22 protein-coding genes are annotated in these 17,742 nt (G+C 57.7%); 13 read left to right on the top strand and 9 right to left on the bottom strand.

The features are described from left to right. Nucleotide 1: 1 nt before the first annotated feature. From ulaB to ACLH1I_RS18830, 5 genes are read left to right on the top strand one after another with little or no spacing between them, the layout of a single operon-like run. Nucleotides 2–307: a PTS ascorbate transporter subunit IIB gene (gene ulaB, locus ACLH1I_RS18850; protein ID WP_002885682.1), complete on the top strand. Its 306-nt coding sequence runs from the start codon at nt 2–4 to the stop codon at nt 305–307. Between the two features lie 9 nt (nt 308–316). Further along, entirely contained in the window at nt 317–784 is a 468-nt protein-coding gene (ulaC, locus tag ACLH1I_RS18845) for a PTS ascorbate transporter subunit IIA (RefSeq protein WP_002885683.1), read from the top strand. Between the two features lie 13 nt (nt 785–797). After that, nucleotides 798–1,448, top strand: coding sequence for a 3-keto-L-gulonate-6-phosphate decarboxylase UlaD (gene ulaD, locus ACLH1I_RS18840; protein WP_008807179.1), 651 nt, complete (start codon nt 798–800; stop codon nt 1,446–1,448). A 9-nt stretch (nt 1,449–1,457) separates the two neighbouring features. After that, nucleotides 1,458–2,312, top strand: coding sequence for an L-ribulose-5-phosphate 3-epimerase (locus tag ACLH1I_RS18835; protein WP_017900591.1), 855 nt, complete (start codon nt 1,458–1,460; stop codon nt 2,310–2,312). Beyond that, the gene (locus tag ACLH1I_RS18830) at nt 2,312–2,998 is read left to right on the top strand and encodes an L-ribulose-5-phosphate 4-epimerase (RefSeq protein ID WP_043519299.1); all 687 of its coding nucleotides are present in this window, start codon (nt 2,312–2,314) and stop codon (nt 2,996–2,998) included. The genes ACLH1I_RS18835 and ACLH1I_RS18830 overlap by 1 nt, the downstream gene beginning before the upstream one ends. Nucleotides 2,999–3,061: 63 nt before the next feature. Here ACLH1I_RS18830 and ACLH1I_RS18825 read toward each other — a convergent pair whose 3' ends face one another. Together ACLH1I_RS18825 and ACLH1I_RS18820 are read right to left on the bottom strand one after the other, a co-directional pair. Further along, on the bottom strand, nt 3,062–4,255 hold the full coding sequence (locus tag ACLH1I_RS18825) for an MFS transporter (RefSeq protein ID WP_065878176.1): 1,194 nt from the start codon (nt 4,253–4,255) through the stop codon (nt 3,062–3,064). A gap of 149 nt (nt 4,256–4,404) precedes the next feature. Next, complete coding sequence (locus ACLH1I_RS18820; protein ID WP_004206463.1) at nt 4,405–4,680, bottom strand: DUF1471 domain-containing protein; 276 nt, start codon at nt 4,678–4,680, stop codon at nt 4,405–4,407. Between the two features lie 341 nt (nt 4,681–5,021). On the opposite strand from ACLH1I_RS18820, the gene rpsF reads away from it, so the two are divergent. The 4 genes from rpsF to rplI are packed head-to-tail and all read left to right on the top strand — an operon-like array spanning nt 5,022 to nt 6,460. Then, a complete protein-coding gene (gene rpsF, locus ACLH1I_RS18815; RefSeq protein WP_002885691.1) occupies nt 5,022–5,417 on the top strand; it encodes a 30S ribosomal protein S6 in 396 nt (131 codons plus the stop codon). A 5-nt stretch (nt 5,418–5,422) separates the two neighbouring features. Then, complete coding sequence (priB, locus tag ACLH1I_RS18810) at nt 5,423–5,737, top strand: primosomal replication protein N (protein WP_002885722.1); 315 nt, start codon at nt 5,423–5,425, stop codon at nt 5,735–5,737. 4 nt (nt 5,738–5,741) lie between these two features. Further along, on the top strand, nt 5,742–5,969 hold the full coding sequence (gene rpsR, locus ACLH1I_RS18805) for a 30S ribosomal protein S18 (RefSeq protein ID WP_000135199.1): 228 nt from the start codon (nt 5,742–5,744) through the stop codon (nt 5,967–5,969). 41 nt (nt 5,970–6,010) lie between these two features. Next, complete coding sequence (rplI, locus tag ACLH1I_RS18800) at nt 6,011–6,460, top strand: 50S ribosomal protein L9 (protein WP_004206464.1); 450 nt, start codon at nt 6,011–6,013, stop codon at nt 6,458–6,460. A 108-nt stretch (nt 6,461–6,568) separates the two neighbouring features. Here rplI and ACLH1I_RS18795 read toward each other — a convergent pair whose 3' ends face one another. Further along, entirely contained in the window at nt 6,569–7,243 is a 675-nt protein-coding gene (locus tag ACLH1I_RS18795; protein WP_198079896.1) for a LysM-like peptidoglycan-binding domain-containing protein, read from the bottom strand. A 219-nt stretch (nt 7,244–7,462) separates the two neighbouring features. Here ACLH1I_RS18795 and fklB point away from each other — a divergent pair, with 219 nt between their 5' ends. Continuing rightward, the gene (fklB, locus tag ACLH1I_RS18790) at nt 7,463–8,083 is read left to right on the top strand and encodes an FKBP-type peptidyl-prolyl cis-trans isomerase (RefSeq protein ID WP_002886687.1); all 621 of its coding nucleotides are present in this window, start codon (nt 7,463–7,465) and stop codon (nt 8,081–8,083) included. A gap of 305 nt (nt 8,084–8,388) precedes the next feature. Then, complete coding sequence (gene cycA / locus ACLH1I_RS18785; protein ID WP_004206470.1) at nt 8,389–9,792, top strand: D-serine/D-alanine/glycine transporter; 1,404 nt, start codon at nt 8,389–8,391, stop codon at nt 9,790–9,792. Nucleotides 9,793–9,896: 104 nt separating this feature from the next. On the opposite strand, the gene ytfE is transcribed toward cycA, so the two are convergent. The 4 genes from ytfE to ACLH1I_RS18765 all read right to left on the bottom strand — a co-directional run bounded on the left by ytfE (nt 9,897) and on the right by ACLH1I_RS18765 (nt 13,440). Further along, nucleotides 9,897–10,559, bottom strand: coding sequence for an iron-sulfur cluster repair protein YtfE (gene ytfE, locus ACLH1I_RS18780; RefSeq protein WP_198079897.1), 663 nt, complete (start codon nt 10,557–10,559; stop codon nt 9,897–9,899). Nucleotides 10,560–10,641: 82 nt separating this feature from the next. Beyond that, nucleotides 10,642–11,613: a DMT family transporter gene (locus tag ACLH1I_RS18775; RefSeq protein ID WP_004206472.1), complete on the bottom strand. Its 972-nt coding sequence runs from the start codon at nt 11,611–11,613 to the stop codon at nt 10,642–10,644. A 75-nt stretch (nt 11,614–11,688) separates the two neighbouring features. Beyond that, on the bottom strand, nt 11,689–12,513 hold the full coding sequence (locus tag ACLH1I_RS18770) for an AraC family transcriptional regulator (RefSeq protein ID WP_080838438.1): 825 nt from the start codon (nt 12,511–12,513) through the stop codon (nt 11,689–11,691). 78 nt (nt 12,514–12,591) lie between these two features. Continuing rightward, nucleotides 12,592–13,440: an SDR family oxidoreductase gene (locus ACLH1I_RS18765; protein ID WP_048294053.1), complete on the bottom strand. Its 849-nt coding sequence runs from the start codon at nt 13,438–13,440 to the stop codon at nt 12,592–12,594. 90 nt (nt 13,441–13,530) lie between these two features. On the opposite strand from ACLH1I_RS18765, the gene ACLH1I_RS18760 reads away from it, so the two are divergent. After that, nucleotides 13,531–13,902 (top strand): winged helix-turn-helix transcriptional regulator, encoded by a 372-nt coding sequence (locus ACLH1I_RS18760; protein WP_004206475.1) that lies wholly within the window; start codon nt 13,531–13,533, stop codon nt 13,900–13,902. Between the two features lie 140 nt (nt 13,903–14,042). Here the strand turns inward: ACLH1I_RS18760 and cpdB are convergent, their stop codons facing one another. After that, entirely contained in the window at nt 14,043–15,986 is a 1,944-nt protein-coding gene (gene cpdB / locus ACLH1I_RS18755) for a 2',3'-cyclic-nucleotide 2'-phosphodiesterase (protein WP_198079899.1), read from the bottom strand. A gap of 191 nt (nt 15,987–16,177) precedes the next feature. Here cpdB and cysQ point away from each other — a divergent pair, with 191 nt between their 5' ends. Then, nucleotides 16,178–16,921, top strand: coding sequence for a 3'(2'),5'-bisphosphate nucleotidase CysQ (cysQ, locus tag ACLH1I_RS18750; RefSeq protein WP_004206477.1), 744 nt, complete (start codon nt 16,178–16,180; stop codon nt 16,919–16,921). On the opposite strand, the gene ACLH1I_RS18745 is transcribed toward cysQ, so the two are convergent. Further along, the gene (locus ACLH1I_RS18745; protein WP_004206478.1) at nt 16,911–17,468 is read right to left on the bottom strand and encodes a YtfJ family protein; all 558 of its coding nucleotides are present in this window, start codon (nt 17,466–17,468) and stop codon (nt 16,911–16,913) included. The genes cysQ and ACLH1I_RS18745 overlap by 11 nt on opposite strands. Nucleotides 17,469–17,742 lie beyond the last annotated feature (274 nt).

The raw sequence follows: 17,742 nt of genomic DNA, 5'->3' as shown, positions 1-17,742 counted from the left end.
TATGACCGTACGTATTCTGGCTGTGTGTGGTAACGGGCAAGGCAGTTCCATGATCATGAAAATGAAGGTGGACCAGTTTCTGACGCAATCCAACATCGACCACACGGTAAACAGCTGCGCGGTAGGTGAATACAAAAGCGAGCTGAACGGCGCGGATATCATCATCGCTTCAACCCATATCGCGGGGGAGATTACCGTCTCCGGTAATAAACATGTGGTGGGCGTGCGTAACATGCTTTCGCCAGCGGATTTCGGTCCCAAGCTGCTGGAGGTGATTAAAGCTCACTTCCCGCAGGACGTGAAATAAGGAGCGGCCATGAAACTTCATGAATCGCTGGCGCAGAACCACTCCATCCGCCTGCAGGCGGAAGCGGAAACCTGGCAGGAGGCGGTAAAAATCGGCGTCGATCTGCTGGTGGCCGCCGACGTCGTGGAACCGCGCTACTACCAGGCAATCCTCGACGGCGTCGCGCAGCACGGCCCCTATTTTGTGATCGCTCCGGGATTAGCCATGCCGCACGGGCGGCCGGAAGAGGGCGTCAAAAAAACCGGCTTTGCGCTGGTCACGCTAAAGAAACCGCTAATTTTCAACCACGAAGATAACGACCCGGTCGACATCCTGATCACCATGGCGGCGGTTGACGCCACCACCCACCAGGAAGTGGGCATCATGCAGATCGTTAACCTGTTTGATGATGAAGCCAATTTCGACCGTTTACGCGCCTGTCGCAGCGAGCAGGAAGTGCTGGATTTAATTAAAAACGCCACCGCAGCGGCTGTTTAAAAGGAACACTATCATGTCATTACCTATGTTACAGGTCGCACTGGACAACCAAACGCTGGCCAGCGCCTACGAGACCACCCGCCTGATCGCCGAAGAGGTGGATATCATTGAAGTCGGCACCATCCTTTGCGTCGGCGAAGGGGTGCGTGCGGTGCGCGATCTGAAAGCGCTGTATCCACATAAAATTGTGCTGGCGGACGCCAAAATCGCCGACGCCGGCAAGATTTTGTCGCGAATGTGCTTTGAAGCCAACGCCGACTGGGTCACGGTGATCTGCTGCGCCGATATCAATACCGCCAAAGGGGCGCTGGATGTCGCCAAAGAGTTCAACGGCGACGTTCAGATCGAGCTAACCGGCTTCTGGACCTGGGAGCAGGCGCAGGCATGGCGCGAGGCGGGCATTCAGCAGGTGGTTTATCACCGCAGCCGCGACGCGCAGGCGGCGGGCGTGGCGTGGAGCGAGGCGGATATCAGCGCAATTAAGCGTCTGTCCGATATGGGCTTCAAAGTGACCGTCACCGGCGGCCTGGCGCTGGAGGACCTGCCGCTGTTCGCCGGCATCCCCATCCACGTCTTTATTGCCGGGCGCAGCATCCGCGATGCCGCTTCGCCGGTGGAAGCGGCGCGCCAGTTTAAACGCTCTATCGCCCAGCTGTGGGGTTAAGGAGCGGCTATGTTGGCGAAACAAATTCCGCTCGGCATCTATGAAAAAGCGCTCCCCGCCGGGGAGTGCTGGCTGGAGCGGCTAAAGCTGGCGAAAGCGCTGGGCTTTGATTTTGTGGAAATGTCCCTCGATGAAACGGACGCTCGCCTTGCACGGCTGGACTGGAGCCCGGAGCAGCGTCTGGCGCTGGTCAAGGCGGTGGCCGAAACCGGCGTCCGGGTGCCATCGATGTGCCTGAGCGCCCATCGCCGTTTTCCACTGGGCAGCGAAGATGACGCGGTGCGTCTTCAGGGGCTGGAAATCATGCGCAAAGCCATCCAGCTGGCGCAGGATGTCGGGATCCGGGTGATCCAGCTGGCAGGTTACGACGTCTATTACCAGCAGGCGAACGATGAGACGCGGCGCCGCTTTCGCGATGGCCTGAAAGAGAGCGTCGAGATGGCCAGCCGGGCCCAGGTAACCCTGGCGATGGAGATTATGGACTACCCGTTGATGAACTCGATCAGCAAAGCGCTGGGCTACGCCCATTACCTGAATAATCCGTGGTTCCAGCTTTATCCCGATATCGGCAATCTGTCGGCGTGGGATAACGACGTCCAGATGGAGCTGCAGGCCGGCATGGGGCACATCGTGGCGGTGCACGTCAAAGATACCCGGCCCGGCGTCTTTAAAAACGTGCCGTTCGGCGAAGGGGTCGTCGATTTTGAACGCTGCTTCGCAACCCTCAAACAGACCGGCTACTGCGGCCCGTATCTGATTGAGATGTGGAGTGAAAGCAGCGCGGATCCGCTAGCGGAAGTGGCGAAGGCGCGCGACTGGGTGAAAGCGCGGATGGCCCGCGCCGGGCTGATGGAGGCGGCGTAATGCAACAACTGAAACAGCAGGTGTTCGAGGCCAATATGGATCTGCCGCGCTACGGCCTGGTGACCTTCACCTGGGGCAATGTCAGCGCGATTGACCGGCAGCGCGGGCTGGTGGCGATCAAACCCAGCGGCGTGGCCTACGACGCCATGACCGTCGATGACATGACGGTGGTCGATCTGCAGGGCAACGTGGTGGAAGGACGCTGGCGTCCCTCCTCTGATACCGCTACCCATCTGGCGCTCTATCGCCGTTATCCCGGCCTTGGCGGGGTGGTGCATACCCACTCGACGCACGCTACCGCCTGGGCGCAGGCGGGGCTGGCGATCCCGGCGCTCGGCACCACTCATGCGGACTACTTCTTCGGTGATATCCCTTGCACCCGGGCGCTTAGCGCGCAGGAGGTGGATGAGGCCTACGAGCTGAACACCGGGAAGGTGATTATCGAAACGCTGGGCGAGACAAACCCGTTGCATACGCCGGGGATCGTCGTCTATCAGCATGGGCCGTTCTCCTGGGGGAAAGACGCCCACGAGGCGGTGCACAACGCGGTAGTGATGGAAGAGGTGGCGCGCATGGCGTGGATTGCCCGCGGCATTAATCCGCAGCTGCAGCCGATTGATAGCTGGCTGATGGAAAAACATTTTCTGCGTAAACACGGGCCGAACGCCTACTACGGGCAGAAGTAAACGACGCGCTCCGGGGCTTTCACCGTCACGGTGAAACAACTGGTCTGGCCCCGGAGCTGTTTTTTAGCCCTGACGATAAACTGACGGCATAGCGCGCATGCCGATGAGCGTGACCACGCAAATTATCGCGCCAGCGTAAAACGTCGAAGCGGCGCCGAAGGTTTCCCACAGCACTCCGGCGCAGGTACTGGCCAGCAACAGCGCCAGGCCGCTCATCAGGTTGAACATACCGAACGCCGTGCCGCGTAGCTCCGGCGGCGCCGTATGGGCGACCATCGCCGCCAACAGCCCTTGGGTCATCCCCATGTGAATTCCCCATAGCGCGACCCCGACCAGCAGCGTGCTCCAGTGGCCGCTGAGGGCCAGCACGATATCGGCGAGGATCAGCACCAGCAGTCCCCACTGCAGCAGTTTGCTGTGGCTCATGCTGTCAGAGAGCTTGCCGAACGGGTAGGCCGTAACGCTGTAGACGAGGTTCATCGCCACCATCACCAGCGGAATAGTAAACAGCGGGATCTCCATCTGCTGGGCGCGCAGCACCAGAAAGGCTTCGCTGAAGCGGGCAAGGGTGAAGATGCTACCGATGGCGACCACCCACCAGTAGGCGGCGGAGAGCTTTTGCAGATTTTCGCGCTTCAGCGGATTACTGCGTTTATGACCGATGGCGGATTTTGGCTCCTGCAGACCAAAACCCAGCAGGAGAATGGAGAGCACGGCGGGAATAACCGCCACCCAGAATATGGCGTGAAAATCGTTGGCCCAGAGAAACATCAGCAGCACAGCCAGCAGCGGGCCGAGAAAGGCGCCAATGGTATCCAGCGCCTGACGCAGCCCGTAGGCAGCGCCGCGGATCTCCGGTGGGGTGACGTCGGCGACCAGCGCGTCTCGCGGCGCGCCGCGAATGCCTTTGCCTACGCGGTCTATCATGCGGGCGCTAAACACCACGCCGGCGGTCGGGGCGATGGCAAACAGCGGCTTGCTGAGCGCGCCCAGGCCGTAGCCCAGCAGCGCCAGCCCTTTGCGCTTGCCGACGTAGTCGCTGATCGCGCCGGAGAAGACTTTCAGGATCAGGGCGGTGGCTTCCGCCAGCCCCTCGATAAGACCGATAATGATCACGCTGGCGCCGAGGGTGGTGGCCATAAACAGCGGTAAGAGACTGTGGATCATCTCGGACGACACATCCATCAGCAGGCTGACGCCGCCGAGCACCCAAACGCCTTTGGGGATGCGGCCTAAGGTGGCGAAACGCGGAACCATCCATTACTCCTGATTATCAAAAAACAGACTGATGATTAAATCAGGTTGCAATGACGCTGATAAGTCGGTTTATAAAATAATTCTCAATTGCGTTTAGGTGAGGGTTTCGCTTCGCCCCTCGCGAGGAGAGGCGAAGAATGGGCCCGGCGTTAGCGGTATATCACCGCGCTGGCGCGAAGCGGGCCGTTGGTTTCTGGTTCATGCATCAGGATGGGCTGGAAGTATTTCGCCCCCTGCGCATCGCTCAGCTGGCTAAGGGCCTGTTCAGCCTCGTGCTCAGTGGCCATATTGTGATTGATATAGATAACGCCGAGGCTCTGCACGTCGTCCATGTTGCGGGCCTGTCGTTCGGTGATTTGGATAGCTGCCAGCGCGTTGGCGCTGAAGAAAAGCGCAGCCATCATGGCGATGATTTTCAGTTTCATATACTACGCTCCTGACTGACAGTCCTGACGCTGACTCGGGGGCTCTCCTGTGGTCGTTGGGCTTTGATATAAGTGTAATCGCTGCGCGTTCGTCGCATGGCGACCTTTTCTGATGCAGTTGTTCAAAAAAATGCCGCTTCCTTTGCTGGTTAATTTTAAATCACCCACTTAGCGCAACTTGACGCATAGTGCGAATTATTTGTGCAAATGCGCTTGTGTTCCTGGGGGGCCGCCATTAGAATGACGCGTCAATTTTTCAGCCGCCCTTTAACACGTTCCTTGCCTCCATGGGCCGCGGCTGACCCAGACAGGAGGCTGAATAATCCGTAAGGAGCAATTCGATGCGTCATTACGAAATCGTTTTTATGGTCCATCCTGACCAGAGCGAACAGGTTCCGGGCATGATCGAACGTTACACTGGTGCAATCACTGCAGCAGCAGGTACGATCCACCGTCTGGAAGACTGGGGCCGCCGTCAGCTGGCTTATCCGATCAACAAACTGCACAAAGCTCACTACGTTCTGATGAACGTTGAAGCGCCGCAGGAAGCGATCGATGAGCTGGAAACTAACTTCCGCTTCAACGACGCCGTTATCCGCAGCATGGTAATGCGTACTAAGCACGCTGTTACCGAAGCATCTCCGATGGTTAAAGCGAAAGACGAGCGCCGTGAGCGTCGCGAAGATTTCGCCAACGAAACCGCAGATGATTCTGAAGCTGGGGATTCTGAAGAGTAATCCTGATGACCAACCGTCTGGAGCTGTCCGGCATTATTTGCAGGACTCCACTTCGTAAGGTCAGCCCGTCAGGAATTCCTCACTGCCAGTTCGTGCTTGAGCATCGTTCAGTGCAGGAGGAAGCCGGTTTTCACCGGCAGGCATGGTGTCAGATGCCCGTTATTATTAGCGGTCACGAGAACCAGGCCATTACTCACAGTATAACGGTCGGTAGCGCAGTAACCGTTCGAGGGTTCATCTCTTGCCATAAGGCAAAGAACGGCTTGAGCAAAATGGTTCTGCATGCCGAGCAGATTGAATTGATAGATTCTGGAGACTAGCCATATGGCACGTTATTTCCGTCGTCGCAAGTTCTGCCGTTTCACCGCGGAAGGCGTTCAAGAGATCGACTATAAAGATATCGCTACGCTGAAAAACTACATCACCGAAAGCGGTAAGATTGTCCCGAGCCGTATCACCGGTACCCGTGCAAAATATCAGCGTCAGCTGGCACGCGCTATCAAACGCGCTCGCTACCTGTCCCTGCTGCCGTACACTGATCGTCATCAGTAATCGGTCACGGTCCATTAATACGACTTTGAGAGGATAAGGTAATGCAAGTTATTCTGCTTGATAAAGTAGCAAACCTGGGTAGCCTGGGTGATCAGGTTAACGTTAAAGCGGGCTATGCTCGTAACTTCCTGGTCCCGCAGGGTAAAGCTGTTCCTGCTACCAAGAAAAACGTTGAATTCTTCGAAGCGCGTCGCGCTGAACTGGAAGCCAAACTGGCTGACGTTCTGGCAGCTGCTGAAGCTCGTGCTGCGCAGATCAACGCCCTGGAATCCGTAACCATCGCGTCTAAAGCTGGCGACGAAGGTAAACTGTTCGGTTCCATCGGTACTCGCGACATCGCTGACGCTGTCACTGCAGCAGGCGTTAAAGTTGCTAAGAGCGAAGTTCGCCTGCCGAACGGCGTTCTGCGTAACGTTGGCGAGCACGAAGTGGACTTCCAGGTTCACAGCGAAGTATTCGCTAAAGTTATCATCAACGTGGTTGCTGAGTAATCGGCATCTGACGTTCTGGTAACAACAAACCGCCGGCCTTGTGCCGGCGTTTTGCTTTCCAGAGCCCTTCATTTTGCGGCGGCGTAACGCTCGCTGTCGTCTTCTCTGCTAGCGCGCACGCACAAAACTGCCATTCGACTGGCGGGTAAACAGCACCTGCTGACCATTGCCGGTATCAATAGTGAGCCCGGTGACCACGCCGTTGGCGTTCTGCCGAATCTGCACCGTCTGTCCGCTCTGCAACGTGCTTAATGGTTTACCTGCGCCTTCAACCTGCGCCATGGCGTAGACGTCGGTGGCCGGCAGCCCATGATCGCGGAACAGCTGGGCCAGGGTTTTGCCCGACTCGATGCGATAGGTTCGCCACTGTTGCTCAATGCCCGGCGCGGACTGCTGCGATGAAGAATGATAGGGCTGGGAGGCGGCGGGCTGCTGCGTTTGCGCCTGGTCCGGTTGCTCATCCTGAATCGGCTCCGGGGCGACCGGTGCCATCTGGTCGGCATCGCTCACGGTAGGCGTATTGGTGATCGGCGGCAGGGGAACAGCCTGATTGCCGCCAGCTTGCGGCTGGGACTGCGACTGCAGATTCAGGTTTGCTTCACGGCTGCTGGTCGCCGGGTTTTGGCTATCGTCAGAGGGAAGCAGAATGCCGATGATAACCAACAGGAAGCCAGCAATAATTCCCCGGCGGTGCATCGGGGGCAGTGGGTCCAGGAGGCGAAAATGATCCGGGGCGTGCCAGATTTTCGCCAGGGTAGATGTCAGTTCAAAGCGCCCGGGCATGGCTTTCCTCCTGCTCCGCATATTTTTATCCTGCCTATGAGTATAGATGGCTAACGTCCTGATGACCGGAACAAAGTGAAGTTAACCTGATGCCGCCTATTGTTTCTTTTTCGCTGAGATTTGTCATCATCCGCCGACAAAGTTTTACCCATTTCGCTATGGCTGTTATGCTTCCGGACGCTTTTCTCTTGATGTTTATCACCCAAAAAAGGAACAAAGATGGCAACCCCAACTTTTGACACTATCGAAGCGCAGGCAAGTTACGGTATCGGCTTGCAGGTTGGACAACAGCTGAGCGAATCCGGCCTGCAGGGGCTGCTGCCGGAAGCGTTGGTGGCGGGTATCGCCGATGCGCTGGAAGGTAACCAGCCGCAGGTGCCGGTAGAAGCCGTCCACCGTGCGCTGCGTGAAATCCACGAGCGCGCCGACGCCGTGCGTCGCGAGCGTTTCCAGGCGATGGCCGCTGACGGCCAGAAGTACCTTGATGAAAACCGCGAGAAAGAGGGTGTGAACAGCACCGAGTCCGGCCTGCAGTTCCGCGTGCTGACCCAGGGCGAAGGCCCGATCCCGGCCCGTACCGACCGCGTACGCGTGCACTACACCGGCAAACTGATCGACGGCACCGTCTTCGACAGCTCCGTCGCCCGCGGCGAACCGGCAGAGTTCCCGGTGACCGGCGTAATCGGCGGCTGGATTGAAGCGCTGACCCTGATGCCGGTAGGTTCCAAATGGGAACTGACCATCCCGCACAACCTGGCCTACGGCGAGCGCGGCGCTGGCGCGTCGATCCCTCCGTTCAGCACCCTGATCTTCGAAGTTGAACTGCTGGATATTATCTAAACAGCAGAGGCTTCCTCTTCCCCAGCGGCGGGGGAAGCCACAAAAATAGCGTAAAATCCTTAAGTTAAAAATTAATTGGAATTATGTTTTGCATTCATCGCATATGGGTGTATTTTTGTGAGCTATTTCGCGTTAGATGAGTGATATAACACTCACTTTAAACATAAAATTAACATTATATCTAAATCATAGTATTCATCCCTCCGATTCTTACCTAATATCGACTAGCCCTTGCTGGGGTTAATGACAGACGACAGGCCATCAGAGCCTGAACAACACAGACAGGTACAACAGGAAGAAATCACATGGTAGATCAGGTTAAAGTCGCTGCTATCGAGCAGGAGCCGACTGAACAATCGCTACGGCGAAATCTCACAAACCGACATATTCAGCTGATTGCAATTGGCGGGGCGATCGGCACTGGATTATTTATGGGTTCTGGCAAAACCATCAGCCTTGCCGGGCCATCCATTATTTTTGTTTATATGATTATCGGTTTTATGCTGTTTTTCGTTATGCGAGCCATGGGCGAATTACTGCTGTCGAACCTCGAATATAAATCCTTCAGCGACTTCGCGGCCGATCTGCTGGGCCCCTGGGCGGGCTACTTTACCGGCTGGACCTATTGGTTCTGCTGGGTGGTGACGGGGATGGCGGACGTGGTGGCGATCACCGCCTACGCGCAGTTCTGGTTTCCCGGACTCTCCGACTGGGTCGCGTCGCTGGCGGTGATCCTGCTGCTGCTGGGCCTGAACCTTGCCACCGTCAAAATGTTTGGCGAAATGGAGTTCTGGTTCGCGATGATCAAAATCGTCGCCATCGTGGCGCTGATCGTGGTCGGCCTGGTGATGGTCATGATGCATTTTAAATCGCCGACCGGCGTCGAAGCCTCTTTCGCGCATCTGTGGAATGACGGCGGCTGGTTCCCTAAAGGGCTGAGCGGCTTCTTCGCCGGCTTCCAGATTGCGGTATTCGCCTTCGTGGGGATTGAGCTGGTCGGTACCACTGCGGCTGAGACCAAAGACCCGGAAAAATCCCTGCCGCGGGCGATTAACTCCATCCCGCTGCGTATCATTATGTTCTACGTCTTCGCATTGATTGTGATTATGTCGGTGACGCCGTGGAGCTCCGTGGTGCCGAGCAAGAGCCCGTTCGTTGAGCTGTTCGTGCTGGTCGGTCTGCCGGCGGCAGCGAGCCTGATTAACTTCGTGGTGCTGACTTCCGCAGCCTCCTCAGCCAACAGCGGCGTGTTCTCCACCAGCCGTATGCTGTTCGGTCTGGCGCAGGATGGTCAGGCGCCGAAGATGTTCGCCAAACTGTCGAAGCGTGCGGTGCCGGCGAAGGGCTTAACCTTCTCCTGCATGTGCCTGCTGGGCGGTGTGGTGATGCTGATGGTCAACCCGAGCGTGATCGCCGCGTTCACCATGATCACCACGGTGTCGGCGATCCTGTTCATGTTCGTCTGGACGATTATCCTTTGCTCTTACCTGGTCTATCGTAAAAAGCGTCCGCAGCTGCACGAGAAGTCCAAGTATAAGATGCCGCTGGGCAAATTAATGTGCTGGGTGTGCATGGCCTTCTTCGTCTTCGTACTGGTGCTGTTGACCCTCGAAGATGATACCCGTGAAGCGCTGATGGTCACCCCGCTGTGGTTTGTTCTGCTGGGTGCGGGCTGGCTGTTTGCCGGCAAAAAACGTCTGGCGAAATAAACGAAAATTTTAACGTTGCTTGCAACGGATCGTCATAAAAAAGGCCACTCAAAGTGGCCAAATAAGACGGACAATGTCGAGGGCGCCTGCGGGCGCCTTTTTCTTTACTGACCGGCGAGCGCACGCGGGAACAGCACGTTATTTTCCAGACTGATATGCTCCATCAGATCGTCGATCATCTCGTTGATACCGTTATACATTGCCTTCCAGGTGGTGCAGGCTTCCGGCGGCGGCGTCACGTTATGGGTGATATGTTTGATTACCTCGAGCAGTTCGCCCGCTTCATCATGCTCGCTTTCCATTACGCCGATCGGGCCCCCGGCCTGGGCGCCCATCCCCTGTTTGATCATCGGAAACAGGATCTGCTCCTCTTTCATCATGTGGCTGGAGAGCTCCTGCTGCAGCATGGTCAGGTACTTCGTCAGCCCTTTCGGCACATTCGGTTTATCGGCGTGGACCCGTTCAACCTTGGTGGCTTGCAGGATCAGCTCCGGCAGCTGTTCGCGGTGCCGGTCATGATAGCGAACGATGATATGGTCGATGATCTCCGCCAGAGGCGCCGCGCGCCAGTCGCGGATGATAGGCTCCCCGGCCAGTTTCTCCAGCTCGGCCTCAATCACCGCGACATCCAGCGCTTTGCGCGATGCGGCGCGCGCCAGCGTCTGTTTGCCGCCGCAGCAGTAATCCATATCGTATTGACGGAACAGGGCGGAGGCGCGCGGGATGGTCAGCGCCAGCTCGCCTAAAGGTTGGTCACGGAAAGCCATAGCAGTTACCTCGTCATCAGGAATATAAGATGTATTTTAAATGCATCTTTTTGGCGAGGGAATACCCCTTAATAGGGCCCGGCTACTTTTTTTCGTTCGTCAGCGGTTGCAACGTTGGTTTTTCCGGCCTGGCGCGGACGGCGGAGACCACGCCGAGCACCAGCAGCAGGATACCGCTCAGGGTCAGCAGCGGCGGTAAACTTTGCCGCAACAGAAAGGTATACAGAAGCCCGGCCAGGGTTTCGAAAACGATAAGCGGCCCGAGGATCACCGTCGGTAATCGTTGACTGGCAATATTCCAGCACAGCGCGCCTACCCATGAGCAGAGCACCGCGATGGCCAGCATCAGCGTAATAAACACCGCCGGGCGCGGGCCGAAGGGCAGGGGGAACCCGGCCTGCTGACCGTGCAGCCAGGCGCAGGCGGCGAGATAGCCGGCCAGCGAAACCGGAAGCGTCACCAGCGCCTGAGCGGTAGCCCACATCATCGGCGGTTGATGCGGGTTCTCCCGAAGCCAGCGGGCGTTGCGCAGGGCATACCAGGCCCAGCAGACCACCGACCCCAGCGCCAGCGCAATGCCGGAGCCGTAGCGCCACGGGCTAAAATCAGGCAGCCCCTGGCGCAGTTCCGCGACGTTAACGCAGATCAGGCCGACGGCAATGCAGACCAGCGCCGGAAACAGGCGCCGCCATGGCAGCTTTCCGTCGCGCTGGCTGTAGAGCAGATTGGCGAAGACCGGCAATACCACCGGCAGCGTGCCGATAATCATGGTGGAGACCGGCGCCCCGGTACGCTGAATGGCGCTGGCCAGGCAGACGTAATAGATAAGATTTCCCATCATCGTCAGACCCAGCGCGGTCCACCAGTCGTTCCGGCTCAGCTGGCGCAAACGCGCGCGCCCGAGCCATGCCAGCGGCAGGGCGATCAGACCCAGCGCCAGATAGCGTCCCATCGACTGCAGCATCGCCGGATACTCTGGCACCAGCAAAGGCCCGACGAAAATTAAACCCCACATCAGCCCCGCCAGCAGGGCATACAACACACCACTAATCATCATTGCATCCATTGTCATCACTGTTGTCTGCAGTGTAGAAGGAGGCCGGGCGGGAATATTGTATGAGATTGCGCATCAGCGCCTGGCGACCTGCTTCTGATAGCGTACCGGCGTAATGCCGTAACGCTGGGTGAAGGTGCGGGTCAGGTGAGACTGGTCGGTGAGGCCGACGGCTATCGCCACTTCGGCGGCGGGCATGCCGTGGGTGAGAAATGCTTTGGCGCGCCACAGGCGGATGGCCATCAGCATCTGATGGGGCGTTACGTGATAGTGGGCTTTAAACTGGCGCTGAAAGTGGTACGGGCTCAGCGCCGCCACCTGCGCCAGCTCGTCGAGGGTGATGGAGCGCATATAGTTATCATGCAGGTAGTCGCGCACGCGGTCGAAGCGATGCCCGGCCTCACCCTGCGCCGAGGCATGGTGGGCCAGAGGGCGGAAGGTGTCGATGAGGTCGAGCAGCATTCCCTGCTGGGCCAGCGCATCTTCGCTGTGCCACAGACCGTAAATCAGCTGGCCAATCCGCCGGGACCGCAGGGGATCCTCGCGGACCACCTCGCTGAACCACCAGTCGCGCACCCCGGTGATGGCTTCCAGACGGTCCGGCTCCAGATAAATCATCCGGTAGCGCCAGCCGTCAGCGGTTTCCGCTTCGCCGGTGTGCAACTCGTCGGGATTCATGGTGACAATGGCATTGGCGGCGGCAATGTGCTGACTGCCGCGGTAGCGAAAGCGCTCGGCGCCCTGCTCAATCACGCCAATGCCGAAAGCTTCGTGGGTATGGGGTTCAAAGGCGTAGCGGGAGATATGGGCGTGGTAAAGCTCTACCCCGGGCAGCTGTTCGAGATGGCGAAAGCGCGCGCGATCTTTTTCATCACTAAATTGGGGTGGTACGCCCTGCATGCCTGCCTCCCGACGATTAATCTCTTCAATATGAGAGAGGAACCGCCGGGACGCAACCGCAAAAGCTGAGAGGGGCGGTTACAGAATGCCTTTCACGCTTTCGGCAAGGGAGGTGGTCGGACGGCCGATCAACGTACTCAGGGTGCGGCTGTCGTCAAACAGCCCGCCTTTCGAGGCGCCGACGTCGGAGTCTGCCAGCATATCGGCCAGACCCGCCGGCAGGCCGACGCTTTTCAGCGCGGCGGCAAAGTCGGCTTCGCTGAGGTTTTGGTAGACCACGTTTTTACCGCTTTGCTTGCTCAGCTCAGCAGCCAGGTCGCTCAGCGTCCAGGCGTTATCACCCGCCAGTTCATAAACTTTCCCTGCATGGCCTTCACCGGCGATAACGCGGGCGGCCGCGGCGGCATAATCTGCGCGGGTAGCGGAGGCAATTTTACCTTCGCCGGCGGCGCCGATAAACACGCCGTGCTCCAGCGCCGGCGGCGCGCTGGCCAGATAGTTTTCAGTATACCAGCCGTTACGCAGCAGGGCGTAAGCGATACCCGAGTCGGCCAGCATCTGCTCAGTTGCAATATGCTCTGCGGCCAGGCCCAGCGGCGAAGTGTCGGCGTGCAGCAGGCTGGTGTAGGCGATGAACTTCACCCCAGCGGCTTTGGCGGCGTTGATGACGTTGCGGTGCTGTACGGCGCGCTGGCCGACTTCGCTGGAGGAGATTAACAGCAGTTTATCCACGCCCTGCAGCGCGGCGGTCAGCGCCGCTTCGTCGCTATAGTCGGCCTGGCGGACGACAACGCCCTGCTGGCTGAGAGTCTGGGCTTTGGCCGGGTTGCGGACAATCGCCACAATCTGGCCGGCAGGGACGGTTTTAAGCAGATCTTGCAGAACGTAGTGGCCAAGCTGGCCGGTGGCACCGGTAAGAGCGATCATTAGTCTTCTCCTTCGTGTTTAGTGGCAGTTGTGGTAAGCTAACACCTTAACTAACTTTTAGTAAGTACGTACAAAAAGGTAAGTGTGAAAATGGCCGAACCGACGCTGAGCGAGAAACTGCGCAATGGCAATTTGTTTGCGGAACAGTGCCCGTCGCGCGATGTGCTTAAACATGTCACCAGCCGCTGGGGCGTGTTGATTCTGGTGGCGCTGCGCGAAGGAACCCATCGCTTCAGCGATCTGCGGCGCAAAATGGGCGGGGTCAGCGAAAAGATGCTGGCGCAGTCGCTGCAGGCCCTGGAGCAGGATGGTTTTATCGACCGCGTCTCTTATCCGGTGGTGCCGCCGCACGTTGAATATAGCCTGACGCCGCTCGGCCTGCAGGTGAGCGAGAAGGTGGCGGCCCTGGCGGACTGGATCGAGGTTAATCTGCCGGCGGTGCTGGCTAGCCACGAGGAGTGAAAATGTATCACTCCCTGTAGCCCCGGTAAGCGCAGCGCCACCGGGGAGATATTCCCGGATAGCGGCTGGCGCCTTATCCGGGCTACCCGTCAGCTCCGGTTTGTAGCCCCGGTAAGCGCAGCGCCACCGGGGAACAGGGATTACTGACTCAAATCCAGCTGATAAATGGCGAAGCCGATATCATCGGTGGTCACCTGGCGCATCGGATATTGGGCTTTCTCTTTGATAAACGCCGCGGCTTTGTCGCCAGGCGAGGTCTCAAAACGAATATCCAGCGGCGTCTTACTGTGGATCGGCGCCAGACGCCAGTTGTTATCCGCCGCCGGATGGATCGCGCCATCCTTCTTCGATTGCGCGCCAATCCATGCCGCCAGCACTGAACGGTTTTCATCCGGTGAGGCGAAGGCGATATGGCTTTCGCCGGTGCCAGCGAATTTACCGCCGTACGCGCGATAGTTATTGGTGGCGACCAGGAAAGTGGCCTGCGGATCGACCGGTTTGCCGTTGAAGGTCAGGTGCTTAATACGCTCTGCCTGCGGATGGATCATCTGACATTCGCCGTCGTAGCGGGCCGGCTGAGTGACGTCGATCTGGTAGTTCACCCCGTCAATCACGTCGAAGTTATAGGTGCGGAAGCCGTCCCAGTTGATCAGCGACTGCGGCTTGCTGCTGGCGGGATCGATCTGGTTAAACTGCCCGGCGGAGCACTCCAGCCACTCCTTGACCTCCTTCCCGCTGACCTTCATCACCACCAGGGTGTTCGGGTAGAGATAGAGGTCGGCGGCGTTGCGGAAGGTAAGCTGGCCTTTTTCCACTTCCACGAAGCTCGCCGGATCGTTTTTACGCCCGCCGACTTTAAACGGCGCGGCAGCGGAGAGTACCGGTAGTTTCGCCAGATCCGGGTCGCCCTGAATGTAGTGTTCAACGTAGGCTTTCTGCGCCATGTTGACCACCTGCACCGTCGGGTCGTCCTGCACCAGCGCCAGATAGCTGTACATGTTGTCGGCGGACTTGCCGATCGGCTTACTGACGAACTCGCGAGTAGCGTCGTGATCGGCTTTCAGCACCGCCACCAGCTTACCGTCTTCGTCCGCCAGCGATTTCTTCGCCACCGCGTCGTAGATTGGCCGTGCTTCCGCTTTACTCTGAGTCACCTGCCATTTGCCGCTGTCGTTGTTCAGCACCAGATCGACCACCCCGAGATGATCGCCCCACATTCCCGGCATCACCGCCGGTACGCCGTTCAGCGTCCCTCTGGCGATATCCGCGCCTTTAATGTTGGCGAAGTCTTTGCCTGGGAATACCGCGTGGGCGTGGCCGAACATGATGGCGTCAACGCCGGGCACCTGGCTTAAGTAGTAGACTGAGTTCTCGGCCATCGCCTGATACGGGTCGGCGGAGAGGCCGGAGTGAGCGACCACTACCACCACATCAGCCCCTTTCGCCCGCATCTCCGGGATATATTTGCGCGCGGTTTCGGTAATGTCGTTGACCGTCACTTTGCCGCTAAGATTGGCTTTATCCCAGGTCATGATCTGCGGCGGCACAAAGCCGATATAGCCGATGCGCAGGGTGTGGGATTGACCTTCGCTGTCCTGAACCGGGGTATCCTTGATCAGGTACGGGGTGAACAGCGGTTTGCCGGTTTTGGCATCGATGATATTGGCGTTCACGTAGGGGAATTTCGCCCCGGCTAGCGCCTTGTGCAGGAAGTCGAGGCCGTAGTTGAATTCATGGTTGCCCAGGTTGCCGACGGCATAATTCAGGGTATTCATCGCCTTATACACCGGATGAACATCGCCCTCTTTCAGTCCCTTGGCGGCCATGTAGTCGCCCAGCGGGCTCCCCTGGATGACATCCCCGTTATCCACCAGTACGCTGTTTTTCGCTTCTGCCCGCGCCTGTTCAATCAGGGTGGCGGTACGCACCAGGCCGAATTTCTCCGTGGCGGCATCTTTGTAATAGTCAAAGTCCATCATATTGCTGTGCAGATCGGTGGTTTCCATGATCCGCAGGTCGACCGTTGCGGCGTTGACGCTGGCGGCGATCAGCGTGGCCAGGAGCGTTGCGCTAAACTTAATCATCAGAGGCGTCCTTTTTTATGAGCGATAGCACAGAAGAAAATGTATTTATATTCTGTTGCTTACAGAAATGTGAATCTTGCCAGAAAAGCGGGCAGAGAAACCGCCATCGTTATCACAGATAGCGGAACTTGCGGTGATGCGATATAAATAAAACAACAAGTTAACGCCACTGTAACCAGACGAGGTGGAGAATGTTAGAACAAGTATGTCAGCTTGCACGGAACGCGGGCGATGCCATCATGGAAGTTTACGATGGAAACCAGCCGATCAACGTCGCCAGCAAGAAAGATGATTCTCCGGTCACGGCGGCGGATCTCGCGGCGCATAAAGTCATTGTCAGCGGCCTGCAGGCGCTGGATGCCACCATTCCCATTCTGTCGGAAGAGGACCCGCCGGCCTGGGAAGTGCGCCAGCACTGGCAGCGCTACTGGCTGGTCGACCCGCTGGACGGCACCAAAGAATTTATTAAGCGTAACGGCGAGTTCACCGTTAATATCGCGCTGATTGAAAACGGCAAGCCGACGCTGGGCGTGGTCTATGCGCCGGTGATGAAGGTGATGTACAGCGCGGAAAAAGGCAAAGCCTGGAAAGAAGAGTGCGGCGTGCGCAAGCAGATCCAGGTCCGCGATGCCCGTCCACCGCTGGTGGTGATCAGCCGCTCCCATGGCAACGATCCGGAGCTGCAGGAGTACCTTGAGCAGCTGGGCGAGCACCAGACCACTTCCATCGGCTCCTCGCTGAAGTTCTGCCTGGTGGCGGAAGGCCAGGCCCAGCTCTATCCGCGCTTCGGGCCGACCAGCACCTGGGACACTGCCGCCGGCCATGCCGTCGCGGTCGCCGCCGGGGCGCATGTTCACGACTGGCAGGGCAAAACCCTCGACTACACGCCGCGTGAATCCTTCCTCAATCCCGGCTTCCGGGTCTCTATTTATTAAGCAATTTATGCAGCAGGTCGATCACCTGCTGCACCTCTTGCTGAGTGAGCGCGCCGTCTTTGGCCCACTGGATGCGCCCGCTCTTATCCAGCACCACAATCGCCGAGCTCTTCTCGTCCAGCTGCCAGGCTTTTCGCACCAATCCATTGCTGTCGACGATAAATTGCGACCATGGGAAGAGCTTTTTATTGCTTTCGATACTGTTGCGCACAAACATACCGGTGCCCGGGATGGCATCGTCGGTATTGACGATGGTGGTGGTCTGATAGCGATCGTGCGGGAAGCCCGCCGCTTTAATCGCCTCGATCAGATTGGCATTTTTCTCTTTTGCTGACGAGCGTCCGGCGATGTGCTGGACGACGCGCACTTTTCCCGCCAGCTGCGAGCTATTCCAGTTTTTATAGCTAAACTTATCATTATCCAGAATTAATTCGCCCCGATCCGCGACGCCGACCGGCGCCACGCGCTGGCCATCGACAAAGTTATGCGCTGAGGCCAGCAGCGGCACGAGGAGTAACGAGGCGGCCAGTATGCTACGTAGGGTCATACGGTTTCCTTAATCATTTTTTGTGCAGGTGATCCGACCACTTGGTCTCGTTTAATCATAAGTGCGATTGGTGGTGATTACCCGCAATGAGGATGCCAGTTTGCGTGTTGACGCACAAATTAGTCGAAAAACGGCGACTTATACTTACTTCATCGTATGTCTGAAACGAAAATTCTGAATTATTGTCATCAAAGGGTAAATAAACTTATACATACTGGGTCCCTCTGAGATTCTGGACTATAGTTTTAGGGCATTAAAATTTGCGCTCCCGATA

It is taken from the genome of Klebsiella sp. 1SOBk10mer, assembly GCF_046602535.1.
Taxonomy (GTDB): Bacteria; Pseudomonadota; Gammaproteobacteria; order Enterobacterales; family Enterobacteriaceae; genus Klebsiella; species Klebsiella quasipneumoniae.
The sequence above is the reverse complement of the archived record's forward strand: the minus strand, read 5'-3'. Positions and strand labels throughout refer to the sequence as shown.

Bases quoted from the DNA above. Each gene is read 5' to 3' on its own strand.
- ulaB (WP_002885682.1), top strand. From the start codon at position 2: ATGACCGTACGTATTCTGGCTGTGTGTGGTAACGGGCAAGGCAGTTCC.
- ulaC (WP_002885683.1), top strand. From the start codon at position 317: ATGAAACTTCATGAATCGCTGGCGCAGAACCACTCCATCCGCCTGCAG.
- ulaD (WP_008807179.1), top strand. From the start codon at position 798: ATGTCATTACCTATGTTACAGGTCGCACTGGACAACCAAACGCTGGCC.
- ACLH1I_RS18835 (WP_017900591.1), top strand. From the start codon at position 1,458: ATGTTGGCGAAACAAATTCCGCTCGGCATCTATGAAAAAGCGCTCCCC.
- ACLH1I_RS18830 (WP_043519299.1), top strand. From the start codon at position 2,312: ATGCAACAACTGAAACAGCAGGTGTTCGAGGCCAATATGGATCTGCCG.
- ACLH1I_RS18825 (WP_065878176.1), bottom strand. From the start codon at position 4,255: ATGGTTCCGCGTTTCGCCACCTTAGGCCGCATCCCCAAAGGCGTTTGG.
- ACLH1I_RS18820 (WP_004206463.1), bottom strand. From the start codon at position 4,680: ATGAAACTGAAAATCATCGCCATGATGGCTGCGCTTTTCTTCAGCGCC.
- rpsF (WP_002885691.1), top strand. From the start codon at position 5,022: ATGCGTCATTACGAAATCGTTTTTATGGTCCATCCTGACCAGAGCGAA.
- priB (WP_002885722.1), top strand. From the start codon at position 5,423: ATGACCAACCGTCTGGAGCTGTCCGGCATTATTTGCAGGACTCCACTT.
- rpsR (WP_000135199.1), top strand. From the start codon at position 5,742: ATGGCACGTTATTTCCGTCGTCGCAAGTTCTGCCGTTTCACCGCGGAA.
- rplI (WP_004206464.1), top strand. From the start codon at position 6,011: ATGCAAGTTATTCTGCTTGATAAAGTAGCAAACCTGGGTAGCCTGGGT.
- ACLH1I_RS18795 (WP_198079896.1), bottom strand. From the start codon at position 7,243: ATGCCCGGGCGCTTTGAACTGACATCTACCCTGGCGAAAATCTGGCAC.
- fklB (WP_002886687.1), top strand. From the start codon at position 7,463: ATGGCAACCCCAACTTTTGACACTATCGAAGCGCAGGCAAGTTACGGT.
- cycA (WP_004206470.1), top strand. From the start codon at position 8,389: ATGGTAGATCAGGTTAAAGTCGCTGCTATCGAGCAGGAGCCGACTGAA.
- ytfE (WP_198079897.1), bottom strand. From the start codon at position 10,559: ATGGCTTTCCGTGACCAACCTTTAGGCGAGCTGGCGCTGACCATCCCG.
- ACLH1I_RS18775 (WP_004206472.1), bottom strand. From the start codon at position 11,613: ATGATTAGTGGTGTGTTGTATGCCCTGCTGGCGGGGCTGATGTGGGGT.
- ACLH1I_RS18770 (WP_080838438.1), bottom strand. From the start codon at position 12,513: ATGCAGGGCGTACCACCCCAATTTAGTGATGAAAAAGATCGCGCGCGC.
- ACLH1I_RS18765 (WP_048294053.1), bottom strand. From the start codon at position 13,440: ATGATCGCTCTTACCGGTGCCACCGGCCAGCTTGGCCACTACGTTCTG.
- ACLH1I_RS18760 (WP_004206475.1), top strand. From the start codon at position 13,531: ATGGCCGAACCGACGCTGAGCGAGAAACTGCGCAATGGCAATTTGTTT.
- cpdB (WP_198079899.1), bottom strand. From the start codon at position 15,986: ATGATTAAGTTTAGCGCAACGCTCCTGGCCACGCTGATCGCCGCCAGC.
- cysQ (WP_004206477.1), top strand. From the start codon at position 16,178: ATGTTAGAACAAGTATGTCAGCTTGCACGGAACGCGGGCGATGCCATC.
- ACLH1I_RS18745 (WP_004206478.1), bottom strand. From the start codon at position 17,468: ATGACCCTACGTAGCATACTGGCCGCCTCGTTACTCCTCGTGCCGCTG.